The organism is Mucilaginibacter sp. Bleaf8, from assembly GCF_018390515.1.
Classification (GTDB): Bacteria; Bacteroidota; Bacteroidia; order Sphingobacteriales; family Sphingobacteriaceae; genus Mucilaginibacter.
Genome location: NZ_JAHBBK010000001.1, coordinates 1,713,295 through 1,729,576 on the forward strand (window position 1 = coordinate 1,713,295; position 16,282 = coordinate 1,729,576).

At 43.4% G+C, this 16,282-nt stretch carries 14 protein-coding genes; 9 read left to right on the plus strand and 5 right to left on the minus strand.

Annotated features, from left to right (window positions below; translation table 11 throughout):
* Window positions 1-88 precede the first annotated feature (88 nt).
* Window positions 89-1,585 carry a YfcC family protein gene (locus KHS38_RS07440; protein WP_213487860.1) on the minus strand — a complete coding sequence of 499 codons (1,497 nt, stop codon included), beginning with the start codon at window positions 1,583-1,585 and terminating at the stop codon, window positions 89-91.
* Window positions 1,586-1,729: 144 nt separating this feature from the next.
* On the opposite strand from KHS38_RS07440, the gene KHS38_RS07445 reads away from it, so the two are divergent.
* Window positions 1,730-2,317 carry a TMEM175 family protein gene (locus tag KHS38_RS07445; RefSeq protein WP_213487861.1) on the plus strand — a complete coding sequence of 196 codons (588 nt, stop codon included), beginning with the start codon at window positions 1,730-1,732 and terminating at the stop codon, window positions 2,315-2,317.
* Between the two features lie 7 nt (window positions 2,318-2,324).
* Here the strand turns inward: KHS38_RS07445 and KHS38_RS07450 are convergent, their stop codons facing one another.
* Both KHS38_RS07450 and uvrA read right to left on the minus strand, forming a co-directional pair.
* Window positions 2,325-3,134: a M90 family metallopeptidase gene (locus KHS38_RS07450; protein ID WP_249665303.1), complete on the minus strand. Its 810-nt coding sequence runs from the start codon at window positions 3,132-3,134 to the stop codon at window positions 2,325-2,327.
* A gap of 590 nt (window positions 3,135-3,724) precedes the next feature.
* Window positions 3,725-6,547 carry an excinuclease ABC subunit UvrA gene (gene uvrA, locus KHS38_RS07455; protein WP_213487862.1) on the minus strand — a complete coding sequence of 941 codons (2,823 nt, stop codon included), beginning with the start codon at window positions 6,545-6,547 and terminating at the stop codon, window positions 3,725-3,727.
* Between the two features lie 512 nt (window positions 6,548-7,059).
* Here uvrA and KHS38_RS07460 point away from each other — a divergent pair.
* The 8 genes from KHS38_RS07460 to KHS38_RS07495 all read left to right on the plus strand — a co-directional run bounded on the left by KHS38_RS07460 (window position 7,060) and on the right by KHS38_RS07495 (window position 14,961).
* On the plus strand, window positions 7,060-7,644 hold the full coding sequence (locus KHS38_RS07460) for an RNA polymerase sigma factor (protein WP_213487863.1): 585 nt from the start codon (window positions 7,060-7,062) through the stop codon (window positions 7,642-7,644).
* Window positions 7,645-7,728: 84 nt separating this feature from the next.
* Entirely contained in the window at window positions 7,729-7,926 is a 198-nt protein-coding gene (locus KHS38_RS07465; RefSeq protein WP_213487864.1) for a hypothetical protein, read from the plus strand.
* 54 nt (window positions 7,927-7,980) lie between these two features.
* Window positions 7,981-8,757: an endonuclease III gene (gene nth, locus KHS38_RS07470; protein ID WP_213487865.1), complete on the plus strand. Its 777-nt coding sequence runs from the start codon at window positions 7,981-7,983 to the stop codon at window positions 8,755-8,757.
* Between the two features lie 89 nt (window positions 8,758-8,846).
* Window positions 8,847-10,082 carry an MFS transporter gene (locus tag KHS38_RS07475; RefSeq protein WP_213487866.1) on the plus strand — a complete coding sequence of 412 codons (1,236 nt, stop codon included), beginning with the start codon at window positions 8,847-8,849 and terminating at the stop codon, window positions 10,080-10,082.
* Between the two features lie 288 nt (window positions 10,083-10,370).
* Window positions 10,371-11,381, plus strand: coding sequence for a recombinase RecA (gene recA, locus KHS38_RS07480; RefSeq protein WP_213487867.1), 1,011 nt, complete (start codon window positions 10,371-10,373; stop codon window positions 11,379-11,381).
* A gap of 131 nt (window positions 11,382-11,512) precedes the next feature.
* The gene (locus KHS38_RS07485) at window positions 11,513-12,784 is read left to right on the plus strand and encodes an IPT/TIG domain-containing protein (RefSeq protein ID WP_213487868.1); all 1,272 of its coding nucleotides are present in this window, start codon (window positions 11,513-11,515) and stop codon (window positions 12,782-12,784) included.
* Between the two features lie 126 nt (window positions 12,785-12,910).
* A complete protein-coding gene (locus KHS38_RS07490; RefSeq protein ID WP_213487869.1) occupies window positions 12,911-13,753 on the plus strand; it encodes an oxidoreductase in 843 nt (280 codons plus the stop codon).
* A 176-nt stretch (window positions 13,754-13,929) separates the two neighbouring features.
* Window positions 13,930-14,961, plus strand: a complete 1,032-nt coding sequence (locus KHS38_RS07495) for an aldo/keto reductase (protein ID WP_213487870.1) — start codon at window positions 13,930-13,932, stop codon at window positions 14,959-14,961.
* Window positions 14,962-15,024: 63 nt separating this feature from the next.
* On the opposite strand, the gene KHS38_RS07500 is transcribed toward KHS38_RS07495, so the two are convergent.
* Both KHS38_RS07500 and tsaD read right to left on the minus strand, forming a co-directional pair.
* Window positions 15,025-15,195 (minus strand): hypothetical protein, encoded by a 171-nt coding sequence (locus KHS38_RS07500; protein ID WP_213487871.1) that lies wholly within the window; start codon window positions 15,193-15,195, stop codon window positions 15,025-15,027.
* An 18-nt stretch (window positions 15,196-15,213) separates the two neighbouring features.
* Window positions 15,214-16,215 (minus strand): tRNA (adenosine(37)-N6)-threonylcarbamoyltransferase complex transferase subunit TsaD, encoded by a 1,002-nt coding sequence (tsaD, locus tag KHS38_RS07505; RefSeq protein WP_213487872.1) that lies wholly within the window; start codon window positions 16,213-16,215, stop codon window positions 15,214-15,216.
* Window positions 16,216-16,282: the final 67 nt, after the last annotated feature.

Sequence of the window (16,282 nt, forward strand, 5' to 3'; positions counted from 1 at the left end):
GAACGTTAAAAGCAAATATGGGCTAAATATTTGTGATTTAGCAAGGTTTGTCTCCCGATTTTATCATTACCCGATTTTGGTGGATGCCTTATAGTTTAATGCCAACCAATAGTGACGCAATACAAATTACAACTAAGGCTAACAATATGGGCCATACAAACCGCCACCATGCTTTAAAGCTTATGCCTACCAAAGCTAACGATGGCAGTAACAAACCGGTGGGTGATAAAAAGCCCATAATACCCATACCATATAAATAGCTGTTCACAATTTCGCGTCCCGGCACATGCGCCGCTAAGGCCAGCGCACCAATAATAGGCATAGTAACCACCGCCATGCCCGAGGTACTGGAGATAAACAGCGTAAACAGGCAAAACAGCAGTAGCAAAATGACAATGAACCCTCCGGACGGTAAATCGGCTATCTGCTGCGAAGCATAATACACAATGCTATCACTGATATGGCCGCTATCTAAAACAGCCGTAACGCCACGTGCGGCGCCTATAATGAACGTTACGCTCAACAACCCCTCAGCGCCTTTAATAAACGTTTCTATAAACAACCGCTGATTCATGCGCTGTATAACAGCAATTAAAATAGCTGCTACAATAAATACGGCCGACATTTCGGTTAGCCACCAGCCCCATTTCACCACGCCGGTAATCATTACGCCAAAGGCTAAAAAAAACAGCCCGAGTAATAGCATGTTCTTTTTTCCGGGTACAGGCTGTGCAGCTTCGCCACCGAATGCCGGAAAAGGGCTTTCCACCTTACCATCGGTACGGTACACCAGCGAATGCGCCGGGTTGCGTTTTACCTTTTGGGCATAGCGCACCAGGAATACGATATATACTACAGATGTTACAACAAACATCAGCAACCGGCCATTAAAACCATCCGTCCAGTTTATACCGCAGGCATTGGACGCAATAATAGTAGAGAACGGGTTGGAGAAGGAAGAAAGCGTACCCAACTGTGTACCACCAAATATAACTGCTACAGGCAGTAGCAAATCATACCCCGCAGCCAAAAACAAGGGAACCAGCACCGGGTAAAAAGCAAAGCCTTCTTCGGCCATACCGTAGGAGGCCCCGCCAAATGCCATCAGGAATGTAGTGATGATAATGAGCCAGCCCTCGCGCCCATGCATTTTTACAGCCAGTTGCTTTAGCCCTTGTTCCATAGCACCGGTTGTATTAAAAACCTGTATAAAGCCGCCTATAAGTAATACAAATAGAATGATATCAATGGTGTCATAAATGCCTTTAATAGGCGCCTCAACTATGCTTACTATGCCTTGGGCGTTTTTAGGCAAACGATGATAAGAGCCGGGAACGGATACCGGCTTGCGAATGCTGCCGTTTTCAAAAGCCGAAAGTGAGGCTTGTATGTGCAGGCTATCCAATGTTTTCTGACTAAAGGGAACGGCTATATCTTTGCCATTTCTATTTAGCGTAAAAGCTTTATCGGTATAGCTAAGCGTATCGAACTTACCGGCCGGCACCAACCATGTTGCCAGTGCAGCCAGTACAACTACGGCCATTAGTATGCTTAACGGATGCGGAACTTTAACAGAGCTTGCCATGCAAATTAATTATGTTTGTATCAGTTTTACAGATAACGGCTTTTCGCTACAGATAGTCACTTCCGTTATTGGCAGCAAAAGTACAGCTAACAGTGGCTAAAACCTTTGCAGTGCCGTACATTAGTTTACATTTTTAATATACCTATGAATAAAGGAAGACTGGAGGCATTTAGTGATGGCGTAATTGCCATTATTATCACCATTATGGTTCTGGAATTAAAAACGCCGCATAGCGCCGATCTTTCAGCCTTAAAGCCACTCATCCCTACCATTCTGAGTTATGTGCTCAGCTTTATTTATGTAGGCATTTACTGGAACAACCATCATCATATGCTGCACGCCGTGAAGCAGGTAAGAGGTGCCGCACTTTGGGCCAACCTGCACCTGCTGTTCTGGCTGTCCATGATTCCGTTTGTAACCAGCTGGATGGGCGAAAACCACTTTGCACAATGGCCTGTGGCATTGTATGGATTTGTATTATTTATGAATGCGGTATCGTTTAGTATATTGGCTACTGTACTGGTAAAACAAGCTGGTGCCGACTCGCCTTTAGCCAAAGCTTTTGGCAAAGATTTAAAAGGCAAAGGATCGATGCTGATTTATGCCTTAGCAGTGGGGCTAACTTTTATTGATGCTACCATTAGCCTTGCCTTATATACACTGGTGGCTGTTTTATGGTTTATACCCGACCCGCGTATTGAACGTGTGCTGCTGGGGCAAGATAATAAGTAAAGTGTTTCTATTTAATTTCACCTTCAACCGCCGGATTCTGCGCAAACAGCCGGCTTAACTGTGCATAAAGTTCGGGATGTTTTTGCTGCAATTGCTCGGGCTTTTCAAAGAAATATTCGGCTACTACAGCCAAAAACTCGGCTTCGTTAGTTGCTGCATAGGGGTCAATATCCGAATGGCCTCTCTCAATTCGGCTGATCTCTTGGTGCATCATTTGCAGCCAGGGTTTGGCATATTCGTGGGCTAACAGGTATTCGGGCACGCCATCCGTAGCGCCGTCAGATTTATCGAGCAAGTGCACAAATTCGTGTATCCCGGTATTTTGCTTACCCGACTGTGAAGAAAAGCCTTTGTGCAGTGCCGCACGCGACAACAGCATTTGCCCGTTCATGTAGCCAGAGCCTACCATGCCCATAATATTCCGGCTATCACCCTCAAACTGAAAATCATTGTTAAAAGTATCGGGGTATAAAATAACGTTAGTCAAGTTGGTATACCGCCATTCCTGGTAACCAAAAATAGGGATCACAGCGCTGGCAGCCACCAATACGCGGTCCAGATCACTCACCTCAAGCCCCACTCCTTCTATACGCACGTTGGTTATAAAATCGGCAACTAAACTTTCAAAGCGTTGCTGATTGGGTGCTGTAAGCTTCTGGTAGTAACCAACATGCTGCTGCAGCAGTGTTTTATAACCAGGATTAAGCGCTTGCGTTGGTACAGGCCTTGCTGCTTTACGCTTTTTGAATATCAGGTAAGCCGCAACGCCCAGGGCCAGCAGCACGAAAGTGGTGATCAGAATAAATGACGACATCATATTTACGATGATTAATAACACACATCCAGCCAAATTGATTATAGAAGATAAAGTAATTAACTACGCTGAGTAATTTGTCGATAAGTATACCGCCTAAAATCAGTTGCAGGGTAGAACTCCAGATGCAATAATTTCCACATAAGTAAATTTAATTCCCCTGAAAATTAATTTCAACAATGAGATATATCTGCTTAAAGCGCCATTTAATGCAAAGAAGCTGCTTTTTACCTAAGTAGGACTTTTGGTGTAGATGTTGCAACAGATAACATAACCATATTGGATTATGTAGGGGATGTTACTTGTCGGCTAGTGTGTAATTAGCCTGTAACTTTACGCTGTTGAATTAATCCAATAAAGAGCTTAATTAATTTATCCACCAAATTCGTTAACAAAGTTTATGCACTCAATACTATACTTTAGCGGGCTGATAGCGCTAATTGTACTCCTGACTTTTATACTTAAAGGCTTTTGTCAGGAAAAATTTAACGATTAACTATAAAAAGGAAAAGCAGCTAACCTGTATATAAACGTCTTTGCGTTTAATATACCAGTTAGCTGCTTATCGTCTATTTATTATATAAATCGGTTAATTAACCATTCAATCTTTCTTTCAGGAACTGGCCGGTATAGGAGGTTGGATGCTGCATTAAACCCTCGGGCGTACCTTCAAATACCAGCTCGCCACCATTGTTGCCGCCACCAAGACCAATATCTATTACCCAATCGGCACTTTTAATCACATCCATATTGTGTTCGATAACGATTATGGTATTACCCTGCTCCAGCAGTGCATCGAATGATTTGAGCAGCTTTTTAATATCGGCAAAATGCAACCCGGTGGTTGGCTCGTCAAATATAAAAAGCGTTTTGCTGGCGTTGTTGCCCTTAACCAGAAATGATGCCAGCTTAATACGCTGTGCCTCACCGCCCGACAGTGTGTTTGATGACTGCCCCAACTGTACATAACCCAAACCCACATCCTGCAAAGGTTTTATTTTATTGATGATCTTCGGCTCGTTCACAAAGAATTCCAATGCCTCATCAATCGTCATTTTCAGAATGTCGGATACATTTTTTTCCTGGTAATTTACATCCAATACGTTCTGCTTAAAGCGGTTACCGTTACAGGCTTCGCAAGGCAAAAATATGTCGGCCATAAACTGCATCTCAATTTTCACCTCGCCCTCGCCCTGGCAAACATCGCACCGGCCACCTTCAACGTTAAAGGAGAAAGCAGATGGTTTTAGTCCGGCTGCTTTGGCGGCAGGCTGTGCGGCAAACAAGTTACGTATCTCATCCCAAGCCTTTACATAAGTAACCGGATTAGAGCGCGATGAACGGCCAATCGGGTTTTGATCTACCAGTTCAACCGATTCAATCTTACTGTAATCGCCCTCAATACTATCATAAGCACCCGTTTGCTCGCCTGAGTAATTACCTAACACTTTTTGCAGGGCCGGGTGTAAAATACGTTTTACCAAACTGGTTTTACCTGAACCCGAAACGCCGGTAACTACGGTAAGCACGCCTAACGGAAAGTTCACGTCGATATTTTTCAGGTTATTCTCCCGGGCACCTTTAATCTGGATATGATCGTTCCATTTACGGCGATGCTCGGGTATGGCAATTTCTTCGCGGCGGCTCAGGTAACGGCCGGTTAAGCTGCTATCATCGGTCAATATCTGATCATAAGTACCCGAAAAGATAAGCTGTCCGCCGTGCGTGCCAGCTTCGGGGCCAATATCAATAATATGATCTGCAGCCTGCATAATTTCCTCCTCGTGCTCTACCACCAAAACGGTATTACCTACATCGCGTAATGATCTTAACACGGTAATTAGCCGCTGCGTATCGCGAGGGTGCAAGCCAATGCTGGGTTCGTCCAATACATAAACCGAACCTACCAGGCTACTTCCCAGTGAGGTGGCCAGGTTAATACGTTGCGATTCGCCACCTGATAGCGTGTTTGACAACCGGTTCAGCGTCAGGTACCCCAAGCCTACATCATTCAGGAAACTGATGCGGTTGGTAATTTCCATCAGCAAGCGGCGGCCTACCTTTTCGTCGTGCGCATCCAGCTCCAGGTTACGGAAAAACTCTTGTGCTTTATCCAACGGCATCAGCACAATATCGGTAATGGAATGATCACTTATCTTAACGTAAGTTGCATCCGGCCGTAAGCGGCTGCCCCGGCATTCCGGGCAGGTTGTTTTGCCGCGGTAACGCGACAGGATAACACGGTATTGTATTTTGTAGGTTTGCTCCTCTATTTCTTTAAAGAAAGCATCCAGTCCTCTGAAGTATTTATTACCCGTCCACAGCAAACGCTTTTCTTTATCGGTAAGCTGGCTGAACGCACGATGAATAGGGAAACCAAATTTATCAGCATTCATGATCAGGCGCTGGTTCCACTCGCCCATCTTTTCGCCGCGCCATGGCGCAATGGCATTATCATATACCGATTTGCTTTTATCCGGAATAACCAGATCTTCATCAATACCGATAATTTTGCCATACCCCTCGCAACGGCGACATGCACCGTACGGATTATTGAAGCTGAAAAAGTTGGGCGTAGGCTCTTCGAACTTAATATCGTCCAGCTCAAAGCGATCACAAAAGAAAGCTTCGGCCTCGTCGCCATCCCCGGTACGTTGGTAACGCACAAAGCAATCGCCCTTACCTTCAAAAAATGCAGTTTGTGCCGAGTCGGCAATACGACTCAGGGTTTCTTCTTCCATGTTTTTGGTAACACGGTCAATCACAATACGTACCGGATCGTCGTGCTTCAAAGTTTCATTGGCAATGCTTTCATCCTCCAGTAAACCTTCAATGCGCGAAACGCTTCTTTTATACTCTACCCTTACAAAGCCTTTTTGCAGCAACACAGCCAGCTCTTCTTTTAAGCTACGGTTGTTGTGCGGATGCAGCGGGCATAGTATAGTGATCGGCATGTCATCCGGCAGCCCCTGTGCAAAGTTCACCACATCGGTAACGGTATCTTTTTTTACCTGACGGCCCGATACCGGCGATATCGTTTTACCAATGCGCGAAAACAGCAGCTTCAGGTAATCATATATCTCGGTTGATGTACCCACGGTTGAGCGCGGGTTACTGGTAATTACTTTTTGCTCAATGGCAATAGCCGGTGCTATACCTTTAATGTAATCAACATCGGGCTTATTCATGCGGCCCAAAAACTGGCGGGCATATGATGAAAGGCTTTCCACATACCGGCGCTGCCCTTCGGCATACAAGGTATCAAACGCCAGCGATGATTTACCCGAGCCCGACATACCTGTAACTACCACCAACTGGTTTTTAGGAATGGCGATGTCCATATTTTTCAGGTTATGCACCCGGGCACCTTTTATAATGATATGTTTTTGTGGATCTTTCTCAGTCTCTATACTCATGTGTATCGTTGTACGTTCATGGTTTTTGGTTATTCATTCAATAGGAAGCAGAGCACGGAAAATATTCAGCTATGACCCATGAACTATTATTAATGAACGCTAACCATGAACTTTAATAATAAAGTGCAAAAATCCTAAAATGTTTAGCACTTTCCAAATCCTGGCATCCTGAAACGGAATATAAATTATTTACTTAATACATTAAACCCCAGCGTAATCCTTCAGTCTGAATAAATAAGAAGCAGTGGATGCTCCAATCGGCTACTTACTACGTATATAACCGATAAAACCAATTATTATTATAAGTAAAAGTTTCTTTAAGCTTTGTTCAGCAAAGGTCTGCAGGGTGTATTATTTAGCGTGTTATAACTGATAGTTTTAAATTTAATTTGGATGTTAACACAATATTTAGTTTATTTGATAATACAAAAACGAGGAACCCCTATAGATTAGAACTTTACTTAAAGCATTAGTTTTTTTAAAATTTATTGATTTTTAAAAGTAGAGGTTCTATGGATTTTCATTTGAAAAGTGACCAGGATTTAATCCATCTATATATCGGCGGTCAGGAAGGAGCACTGGTAGAGCTTATCCGCCGCTATCAATCCAAAATATATACATCCATTTATTTACTGGTAAAAGACGAGTATCTGGCCGAAGATATTTTTCAGGATACCTTTATCAAGGTCATCAATACCCTTAAAGCCGGTAAATACAATGAAGAAGGTAAGTTTTTACCTTGGGTGAGCCGTATTGCCCATAACCTGGTGATTGACCATTTCAGACGCGAAAAGCGTACGCCGTTAGTGAGCGGTGGCGACGACTTTGATATATTCGAAGTACTGGGCCACTATGACGAAAGCACGGAAGACCGCATGGTGCGCGAGCAAACACATAAAGATTTGAAAGCATTGATACACCTGTTGCCATCCGAGCAAAAAGAAGTATTGATTATGCGCCATTTTGGCGACATGAGCTTTAAGGAAATTGCCGATGTTACCGAGGTAAGTATCAACACCGCTTTGGGCCGTATGCGCTACGCCTTAAACAACCTGCGTAAAATGATGCAAGCAAAAGAGTTAAGTCTTAAAAATTAATCAATAACTATATAATTTTTTTTAATAGTTATAAAATATAGCCTTGCCGCTCGCGTTATTGTGTTATATAAACACATAAAGCTTATGGGCGAAAACTTTACTTTTTTTTCAAACGAAATTACGGACAAGGCCATGGTGAACGAGCAGGATATTATCGAGCATGTTGATGCGGATTCTTTAATCTTTTATCACGCATTAAGAACAGAGATGGATTTATTACAGGCAAAACCTAAAAAACAAACCATCGACAAGATTTTAGACTATTCAAAAAGCCTGCGCTAATGTTGCAAACAAAAGCCCTGTCAAAAGCAGGGCTTTTGTTATCTTTGCACTTCCATGTTAAAGAAAGAGCGTTACCAGTTATTTGTTGATTATTTCTCTAAGCATCAGCCCAATCCGGTTACCGAGTTGCATTACTCCAACCCGTTTGAGCTGCTGGTGGCGGTGATACTTTCGGCACAATGTACCGATAAGCGTATCAACCAGGTTACACCTGCCCTGTTTAACCGTTTCCCTAATGTGGAAAGCCTGGCTGCGGCAAGTGTTGAAGAGATATTTTCATACATACGCAGCGTTAGCTATCCTAATAACAAGGCCAAGCACTTGGCCGGCATGTCAAAAATGTTGCTGGAACAGTTTAGCGGGGTGGTACCGTCTGATTTGAACGACCTGCAGAAACTACCCGGTGTAGGCCGCAAAACAGCCAATGTAATTGTTTCGGTAATTTATGATGCACCGGCAATTGCAGTAGATACGCATGTTTTCAGGGTAGCCAACCGCATTGGTTTAACAACCAACGCCCGCACCCCGCTGGCCGTTGAAAAACAACTGACTGAGTACTTGCCTAAACAAACGCTTGGCTTTGCCCATCACTGGCTTATTTTGCATGGCCGCTATATTTGTATAGCCCGCCGCCCTAAATGCGAGGTATGTCCGCTTACCCATTTTTGCAAGTATTACCAAAGCGGTAAAGCATCTTTGGTATTCAGCAAAACCGCTAAGGTGGCTAAAAGCAAAACCACCAAAGCAACCAAAGCCAAAACGGTGAAAACAGCGCTACCTGCAGCAGATACAAGCACAGGTAACGACTCAGAAATTTCACCAGTTTCTTAAAGCCCTATATACATTATTTGGAATTGTTTGCCGGTACCGTTTTATTGGCATGTATTTAGCTGCCTTATAAATCCAATTATTCCTGATTTATGGGAGCATCATCACGCAGTTTGAAAGGCCTGGATTGGTCTAATCTTTTTATGGCCGATGTAAAAGATGGCGTGGGTGTTTACCTATCGGTCTATTTACTCACGGTACGCCACTGGCAGCCCGATCAGATAGGATATGTAATAGCTGTACCAGGCTTAGTAGGAATTTTAATACAACCCCTGGCTGGGGCACTCATCGATAAAACTACTTATAAGCGTTTTTTGCTCATGCTGGCTTCGGGCGTAATTGCGCTGTGCTGCCTGGTTATCATATTGATGGAAGGCTTTTATCCTACATTTATTTCCCAGGCTGTAGTAGGGTTAGTACAAAGTGTATACACACCAGGAGTGGCCGCCATAACCTTAGGCATGGTTGGGCAGGCTGCATTATCTAAACGCATAGGCCGCAACGAAACTTTTAACCATGTGGGCAATATGGCGGCGGCAATCATTGCAGGGTTAATGGGCCGGTTTATCTCCTATGAGGCTATCTTTTACTTTTCTATCTTTCAGTGCTTCGCGCTGATTGTAGCTGTGCTTTTTATCAAAGAGCAGGATATTGATCACAATCTGGCCCGGGCGGCCAGCGCTACCGAATCAACAGACAATAAAGCTACCGGACTTAAACAGCTATTCAGTAGCCGTAAAATTATCGTATTCATTATTGCAATGGGGTTGTTCCATTTGGCCAATGCGGCCCTGCTCCCTTTGGTAGGTCAAAAAATGGGACTGGTTGATCAGAAGAACTCCTCTTTGTATCTTTCTGCAGCGATCATCATTGCACAGGGGGTAATGGCATTTGTGGCATCATACAGCGGTAAAGCGGCCGATAAAGGACGAAAGGCCGTTATGATCATCGCATTTATTTTGCTTCCGGTAAGAGCATTGCTTTTTGCCTTTATAGATAATCCATATTTGCTTACGGCTGCACAAATTCTGGACGGCGTTGGAGCCGGTATTTTTGGTGTTATCAGCATCATCATGATTGCCGATTTGAGTGAGGGCAGCGGCCGCTTTAACTTATTGCAGGGCGTTGTTTACTCGGCTATCGGACTGGCTTGTTCTATAAGCAGTATTTTAAGCGGCATCATTGTTAAAAACTTTGGCTATGCCGTAGGCTTTGTTGCTTTAGCTGCTGTTGCTGTATTAGGAGCACTTTTCTTTCAGTTTGTGGTACCCGAAACCAAAGGAATTAATGCCGGCGAGGCACCTGACCAAGCAGTTAAAAATGCTTAAAAAGCCCAAACCCACTACCCTCAGAAACATATTAATCCCAGTGTCATACTATAAGAATTAACAGTAATTTCAAGGCTTTATTAAAGTGATATGCGGATAATTATTTGTAAATTTATACTATTGAAAAGGGCTTGAACGGGCATTAATAGCTCCAATTATTAAAGTAGCGATGATAAGTAATTAAGTGTCATAAGCTTAATTAAATTGCCTAATAACCTAAAAAATATTTACTAAAATATTTAGTATTTCAATTAGAATAAGTATATTTGTTATAGAAAAAAACAACGAATGAGTAACGCAGATAAATTAAAAGCACTGCAGCTTACGCTGGATAAGCTGGAAAAATCGTACGGTAAAGGAACCATCATGAAACTGGGTGATTCTGTAATTGAGCCTATCGAGGTTATCCCTACCGGTTCACTTACACTGGACTTAGCTTTAGGCGTAGGCGGTTTACCTAAAGGCCGTGTGATCGAGATATATGGTCCGGAGTCTTCTGGTAAAACTACACTGGCTATACATGCTATTGCCGAAAGTCAGAAAAAAGGCGGCATTGCAGCCTTTATTGATGCCGAGCACGCTTTTGACCGTTTTTATGCCCAAAAGCTGGGTGTGGATGTTGAGAATCTGTTGATCTCGCAACCAGATAACGGTGAGCAAGCTCTTGAAATTGCTGATAACCTGATCCGCTCAGGCGCTATTGATATTATTGTAATTGACTCGGTTGCCGCACTGGTACCTAAAGGCGAGATTGAAGGCGAGATGGGTGACTCTAAAATGGGCTTACAGGCTCGTTTAATGTCGCAAGCCTTGCGTAAACTTACCGGTACTATTAACAAAACCGGTTGCTGCTGTATCTTCATCAACCAGTTACGTGAAAAAATTGGTGTGATGTTCGGTAACCCCGAAACTACTACCGGTGGTAACGCCCTGAAATTTTACGCTTCTGTGCGTTTGGATGTACGCCGTATATCACAAATTAAAGATAGCGACGAGGTATCGGGTAACCGTGTGAAGGTGAAAATTGTGAAGAACAAAGTAGCGCCTCCGTTCCGCCTGGCCGAGTTTGATATTATGTTTGGCGAAGGTATTTCCAAAGCCGGCGAGATTATCGATTTGGGCGTGGAGCATAACGTGATCAAAAAATCAGGATCATGGTTTAGCTATGGCGACAGCCGTTTAGGCCAAGGCCGTGATGCCGTTAAGCAGTTAATTATTGATAATCCGGAACTGATGGAAGAACTGGAAAACAAGATCAAAGAAATTGTATCAGGCGATAACCTGCCAGAAGAAGTTTAACCAATTATAAACTTCAGTTTAAAAAGCCGCTTAGCTATCTAAGCGGCTTTTTTTGTTAATATTTTTTCTAATTAATTAAAACACAAATACACTTTTATGTGTAGTTAATCTGCTTTTAATCAACAACCTTTATGAAAAAACACTTATCCAATTTTGCATTACTGCTGCTCAGCTGCATGTGCATAGCACTTATTGAAAGTTGTAAAGACAACTCCATTGACCCGGATTTCAATATTTCTTCTATTAATCCCGATTCGGCAAAGATTGGGGATGTGATACGTATCAACGGCAATGGCTTTAGCCAAACTCCTGGTGAAGACACTGTGAAATTCAATGGTATCAACGCCGTAGTACAAACGGCTGCAACAAATACCTTACTGGTGCAAGTACCAAGCGGTGCCACCAGTGGCACCATAACTGTAAAGGTTGGCAATAAATCAGCCTCAAGCTCCGAACCATTTAAAGTACTTAATCAAGGTCCCAACTCCGGTGTAAGTTACATAACTGTACTGGGCGGACAGGCGTCGTTTACCAAGCTAGCTACTCTGCCACAAACACCTACGGTTATGTACATTGATAAAGCGCACAATTTGATCTACTATTCAGATTTTTCGCAAATGAATAACGGCAGCAGCGTTTATAAGGTATCATTAACAGGCGGTAGCGAACAAAAATTAACAACTGATGCCCGCATAACCAATGTAAAAAACATTACGTCAGATGGTAACGGAAATGTTTATGTATTGGCTGTAGAAAGCAGTGATCAGATAGAGGGCAGTATATACAAAATCACAGCCGACGGTTCACAGGTAACACAGATTGCCGCTAAAGTAAAAACGCCTAACAACCCTATTCTCGCAGCAAACGCAACCGGCGACGTTTATTATGGCGAGAACCTGTACAACGCAAATGGGCAAACATTTTACAACGCCGAGTTACAGAGTAGCATGTATGCCAGCTTATATAAGAATGCAGCGTTCTATTACATACTAAATGCAGCAAATCAACCAATTTATCGTTATGATATGACTGCTAACACCAAAACCGATATAAACATCAATTTACAAGGACTATTTACGCCCGACGATCCTAACTATAAGGGATTCACTGATAATGACATCAACAGAAAGAATTTCGGTTTCAGTGTAGATGACAATGCTAACTTGTATGCGCTATACATGCACAAAGCTAGTGATAGCGAAACTAGGAATACCTTTTACCTTCGTCAGGTAAAAGACGGCAACAGCACGCTTCTTGCTAAATTTACTACCATATTCTCAGTTGGTAATTTCGCCAACGATCCGCAGGCTTCCACCGGAGGTATACTATTTGCCTCCGATGCTTCAGGAAATTTATATCTGAGATACAATGACAGAGATATTATTAAAATAACACATAATTAATTCACCGAAAGCCGCTTTAGTAAAGCGGCTTTTTTGTTAAGAAAACAATCCTGATAGAAGTTTGACAAACATATCACACTGGTATTGTTGTTTTGAAACATACATCTAATTAAAATAGAAACACACATGAGTAAAGTATGGTTTATTACCGGTTGCTCCACCGGGTTCGGTCGCGAACTGGCAAAGGAAGTTTTGGCAGCCGGTTACCAGGCAGCAGTTACATCCCGCAAGACGGAAGACATTCAGGATATAGTTGATGCCTACCCCGAAACGGCAATTGCCATAAAGCTTGATGTAACAAAAAGCAATGAAATTGAAGCTGCTGTAAAGCAAATAGAAGATAAGTTTGGCCGCATTGATGTATTGGTTAACAATGCAGGCATTGGCTACTTTGGCGCTATTGAAGAGAGTGAGGAAGATGAGGTACGCCGTATGTTCGAAATCAACTTTTTTGGCTTAGCTAATGTAACTAAAGCGGTATTGCCTGTTATGCGGGCACAACGCAGCGGTCATATCCTTAATGTTGCCTCTATTGGCGGCTTGGTTGGCTTCCCGGCTGTTGGCTTTTATAACGCTACCAAGTTTGCGGTTGATGGTCTTTCCGAATCCCTATCGAAGGAAGTTGCGCCATTGGGCATTAAAGTAACGGTAATTGCGCCAAGTGGCTTCCGTACCGATTGGGCAGGCCGATCAGCCAATAACAGCAAAATCGAGATCGAGGATTACAAAGATACAGCCGGCCAGAATAAGGGCAACATCCGCGGTTACAGCGGCAAACAGCCCGGCGACCCGGTACGTGCAGCCAAAGCTATGATCAAAGTAACGGAAACCGAAAATCCACCTTTACGCTTGCTGTTAGGTGAAGCAGCCCTGAAAGGCGCACGCAACAAGGTAGAATTACTGAAAACGGATTTCGATACCTGGGCCGAAACCAGCATTGGTGCCGATTTCCCGAAAGAGGAGCAATAGCTCCTCTTTTCCCTTATGTAGGTAGGACTTTATAAAAATTTATCTAGTTGTCATCTCGAACGATAGTGAGAGATCTTTTATGAGCGAAAGACATAGCGTACAAGGTTTCTCACTATCGTTCGAAATGACAACTTCTCATTTAAAGCATTCTGTATTTTACATTATAAATTTAAAACATGGAACACAGACAGTTAGGCGCATCTGGTTTATTTGTACCGGTGCTCAGTTTCGGAACCGCAACCTTTGGCGGTGGTAATGAGTTTTTTAAAGCCTGGGGTAATACCCAGTTGGATGAAGCTAAACGCTTAGTTAACCTTTGCCTGGATGAAGGCGTTAACTTTTTCGACACGGCGAATGTATACTCGCAAGGTACCTCCGAAGAGATTTTAGGCAAAGCACTGGAAGGCATGCGCAACCAGGTAATCATATCTACCAAAGCCACTTTCCCGATGGGTGATGGTGCAAACGACTTTGGTTCATCGCGCTCGCACCTGATACAAGCCTGCGAGGATAGTTTGCGCCGCCTGCAAACCGATCATATTGATATTTACCACATGCACGGTTTTGACGGTAACACACCTGTTGAAGAGACCTTGCGCGCATTGGATGATCTAATTACTGCCGGTAAAATCCGCTACATCGCCTGCTCCAACTTTTCGGGCTGGCATTTAATGAAATCGCTTTCCGCATCCGAAAGATACGGATGGGCCAAGTATGTGGCGCACCAAGCGTATTACTCACTGCTCGACCGGGAGTTTGAATGGGAGCTGATGCCGCTGGGTATCGATCAAAAAGTAAGTACTATTGTTTGGAGCCCGCTGTCGTCAGGCCGCTTAAGTGGTAAATTCCGCCGCGACCAGCCTATGCCGCAGGACAACCGTATGGCGCAGGGCGGCTCACATGGCCCGGCTACCAACTTTGAAAGATTGTATACCATTATGGATGCCCTGGACGAAGTTGCCGAAGAAACCGGCAAAAGCGTAGCACAGGTAGCCCTTAACTGGTTACTGCAACGCCCAACCGTAGTAAACCTGGTAATAGGCGCCCGCAATGAAGAACAACTAAAGCAAAACCTGGCAGCCGTGGGCTGGAACTTAACCACCGAACAGGTTAAAAAGCTGGATGCAGCCAGCGATGCCGATCCAATTTATCCTTATTGGCACCAGCGTCAAAACCCGAAATTAAATCCGCTGCCTAAGTTTTATTAATAGCTAACTTACATAAAAAAAGAGCCGCATATTTACATATGCGGCTCTTTTTTTATGTAATGCTTACTTACCCTTGGTACCCCAATACATGTAAATTATACCGAGAACTACAATCAGCACCAATACAATCAGGCCGGTAATGCCTTTACGTTTATCTTGCCGCATTACCCAAACCAGTGCTGCCACAAGCGGTAAAACAAAAATCAGCCAAAAAATCAGGGATGGTAAACTCATATCAATGTATAAAGGGGGTTAAAAAGGCATGCGTGCTAACGGCGCAACATGCTGGTTGGTAAAATCGCCTTTCAAAAACTTGTAATAGCCGGCAATGGCAATCATGGCTGCATTATCAGTACAGTATTCCATTTTAGGGATAAAGCAGTTCCAGCCGTGCTTCTCGCCCAGTTGTTGCAAGCCTTGGCGTAAGCCAGTATTGGCCGATACACCACCGGCCAAAGCAATATCTTTAATACCGTACTCCTTTGCAGCTTTAGTTAACTTATTCAGCAATATGGTTACAATCCTTTTTTCTACAGATGCGCAGATGTCGGCCATATTTTCCTGAATAAAATCAGGGTTCTTGGCAACATTATTTTGAATAAAGTATAGTATTGATGTTTTTAAGCCGCTAAAGCTAAAGTTGTATCCCGGTATTTGCGGCTCCGGAAACTGGTAAGCATCGGGGTTACCCTGGCGGGCGTATTTATCAATAAGCGGACCGCCCGGATAAGGTAAGCCCAGTATCTTACTGGTTTTATCCATGGCTTCGCCTGCAGCATCATCTTGCGTATGGCCAATTACTTCCATATCAAAGTAATCCTTCACCAACACAATTTGTGTATGCCCGCCCGAAACGGTAAGGCATAAAAATGGGAAAGACGGTTTGTGATCACCAATAAAATGCGCCAATACATGTGCCTGCATATGGTTAATATCAATAAGCGGCAAACAATTAGCCAGTGCAAAAGCTTTAGCAAACGACACGCCGACCAGCAGGGAACCTAAAAGACCCGGTCCGCGCGTAAAAGCTACAGCATCAATATCATTTTTGTTTATTTTTGCGTTAGATATTGCTTGCTGCACCGCAGGAATGATATTTTGTTGATGTACCCTGGAAGCCAGTTCGGGCACTACGCCGCCGTAGGCTTCATGTATGGTTTGGTTGGCAATAACGTTGCTCAACATTACCCCATCGGCGCATATAGCTGCCGAGGTTTCATCACAAGAAGATTCAATTCCTAATATTACAGGCACTTTGATTAACTTTTAAAAGGCAAAATTATTAAAAAAATACTCAAAATAGCGCTTATCCTCGTACTCA

Excerpts from the sequence above, each read along its gene's own strand:
- KHS38_RS07440 (WP_213487860.1), bottom strand. The coding sequence starts at position 1,585 with ATGGCAAGCTCTGTTAAAGTTCCGCATCCGTTAAGCATACTAATGGCC.
- KHS38_RS07445 (WP_213487861.1), top strand. The coding sequence starts at position 1,730 with ATGAATAAAGGAAGACTGGAGGCATTTAGTGATGGCGTAATTGCCATT.
- KHS38_RS07450 (WP_249665303.1), bottom strand. The coding sequence starts at position 3,134 with ATGATGTCGTCATTTATTCTGATCACCACTTTCGTGCTGCTGGCCCTG.
- uvrA (WP_213487862.1), bottom strand. The coding sequence starts at position 6,547 with ATGAGTATAGAGACTGAGAAAGATCCACAAAAACATATCATTATAAAA.
- KHS38_RS07460 (WP_213487863.1), top strand. The coding sequence starts at position 7,060 with ATGGATTTTCATTTGAAAAGTGACCAGGATTTAATCCATCTATATATC.
- KHS38_RS07465 (WP_213487864.1), top strand. The coding sequence starts at position 7,729 with ATGGGCGAAAACTTTACTTTTTTTTCAAACGAAATTACGGACAAGGCC.
- nth (WP_213487865.1), top strand. The coding sequence starts at position 7,981 with ATGTTAAAGAAAGAGCGTTACCAGTTATTTGTTGATTATTTCTCTAAG.
- KHS38_RS07475 (WP_213487866.1), top strand. The coding sequence starts at position 8,847 with ATGGGAGCATCATCACGCAGTTTGAAAGGCCTGGATTGGTCTAATCTT.
- recA (WP_213487867.1), top strand. The coding sequence starts at position 10,371 with ATGAGTAACGCAGATAAATTAAAAGCACTGCAGCTTACGCTGGATAAG.
- KHS38_RS07485 (WP_213487868.1), top strand. The coding sequence starts at position 11,513 with ATGAAAAAACACTTATCCAATTTTGCATTACTGCTGCTCAGCTGCATG.
- KHS38_RS07490 (WP_213487869.1), top strand. The coding sequence starts at position 12,911 with ATGAGTAAAGTATGGTTTATTACCGGTTGCTCCACCGGGTTCGGTCGC.
- KHS38_RS07495 (WP_213487870.1), top strand. The coding sequence starts at position 13,930 with ATGGAACACAGACAGTTAGGCGCATCTGGTTTATTTGTACCGGTGCTC.
- KHS38_RS07500 (WP_213487871.1), bottom strand. The coding sequence starts at position 15,195 with ATGAGTTTACCATCCCTGATTTTTTGGCTGATTTTTGTTTTACCGCTT.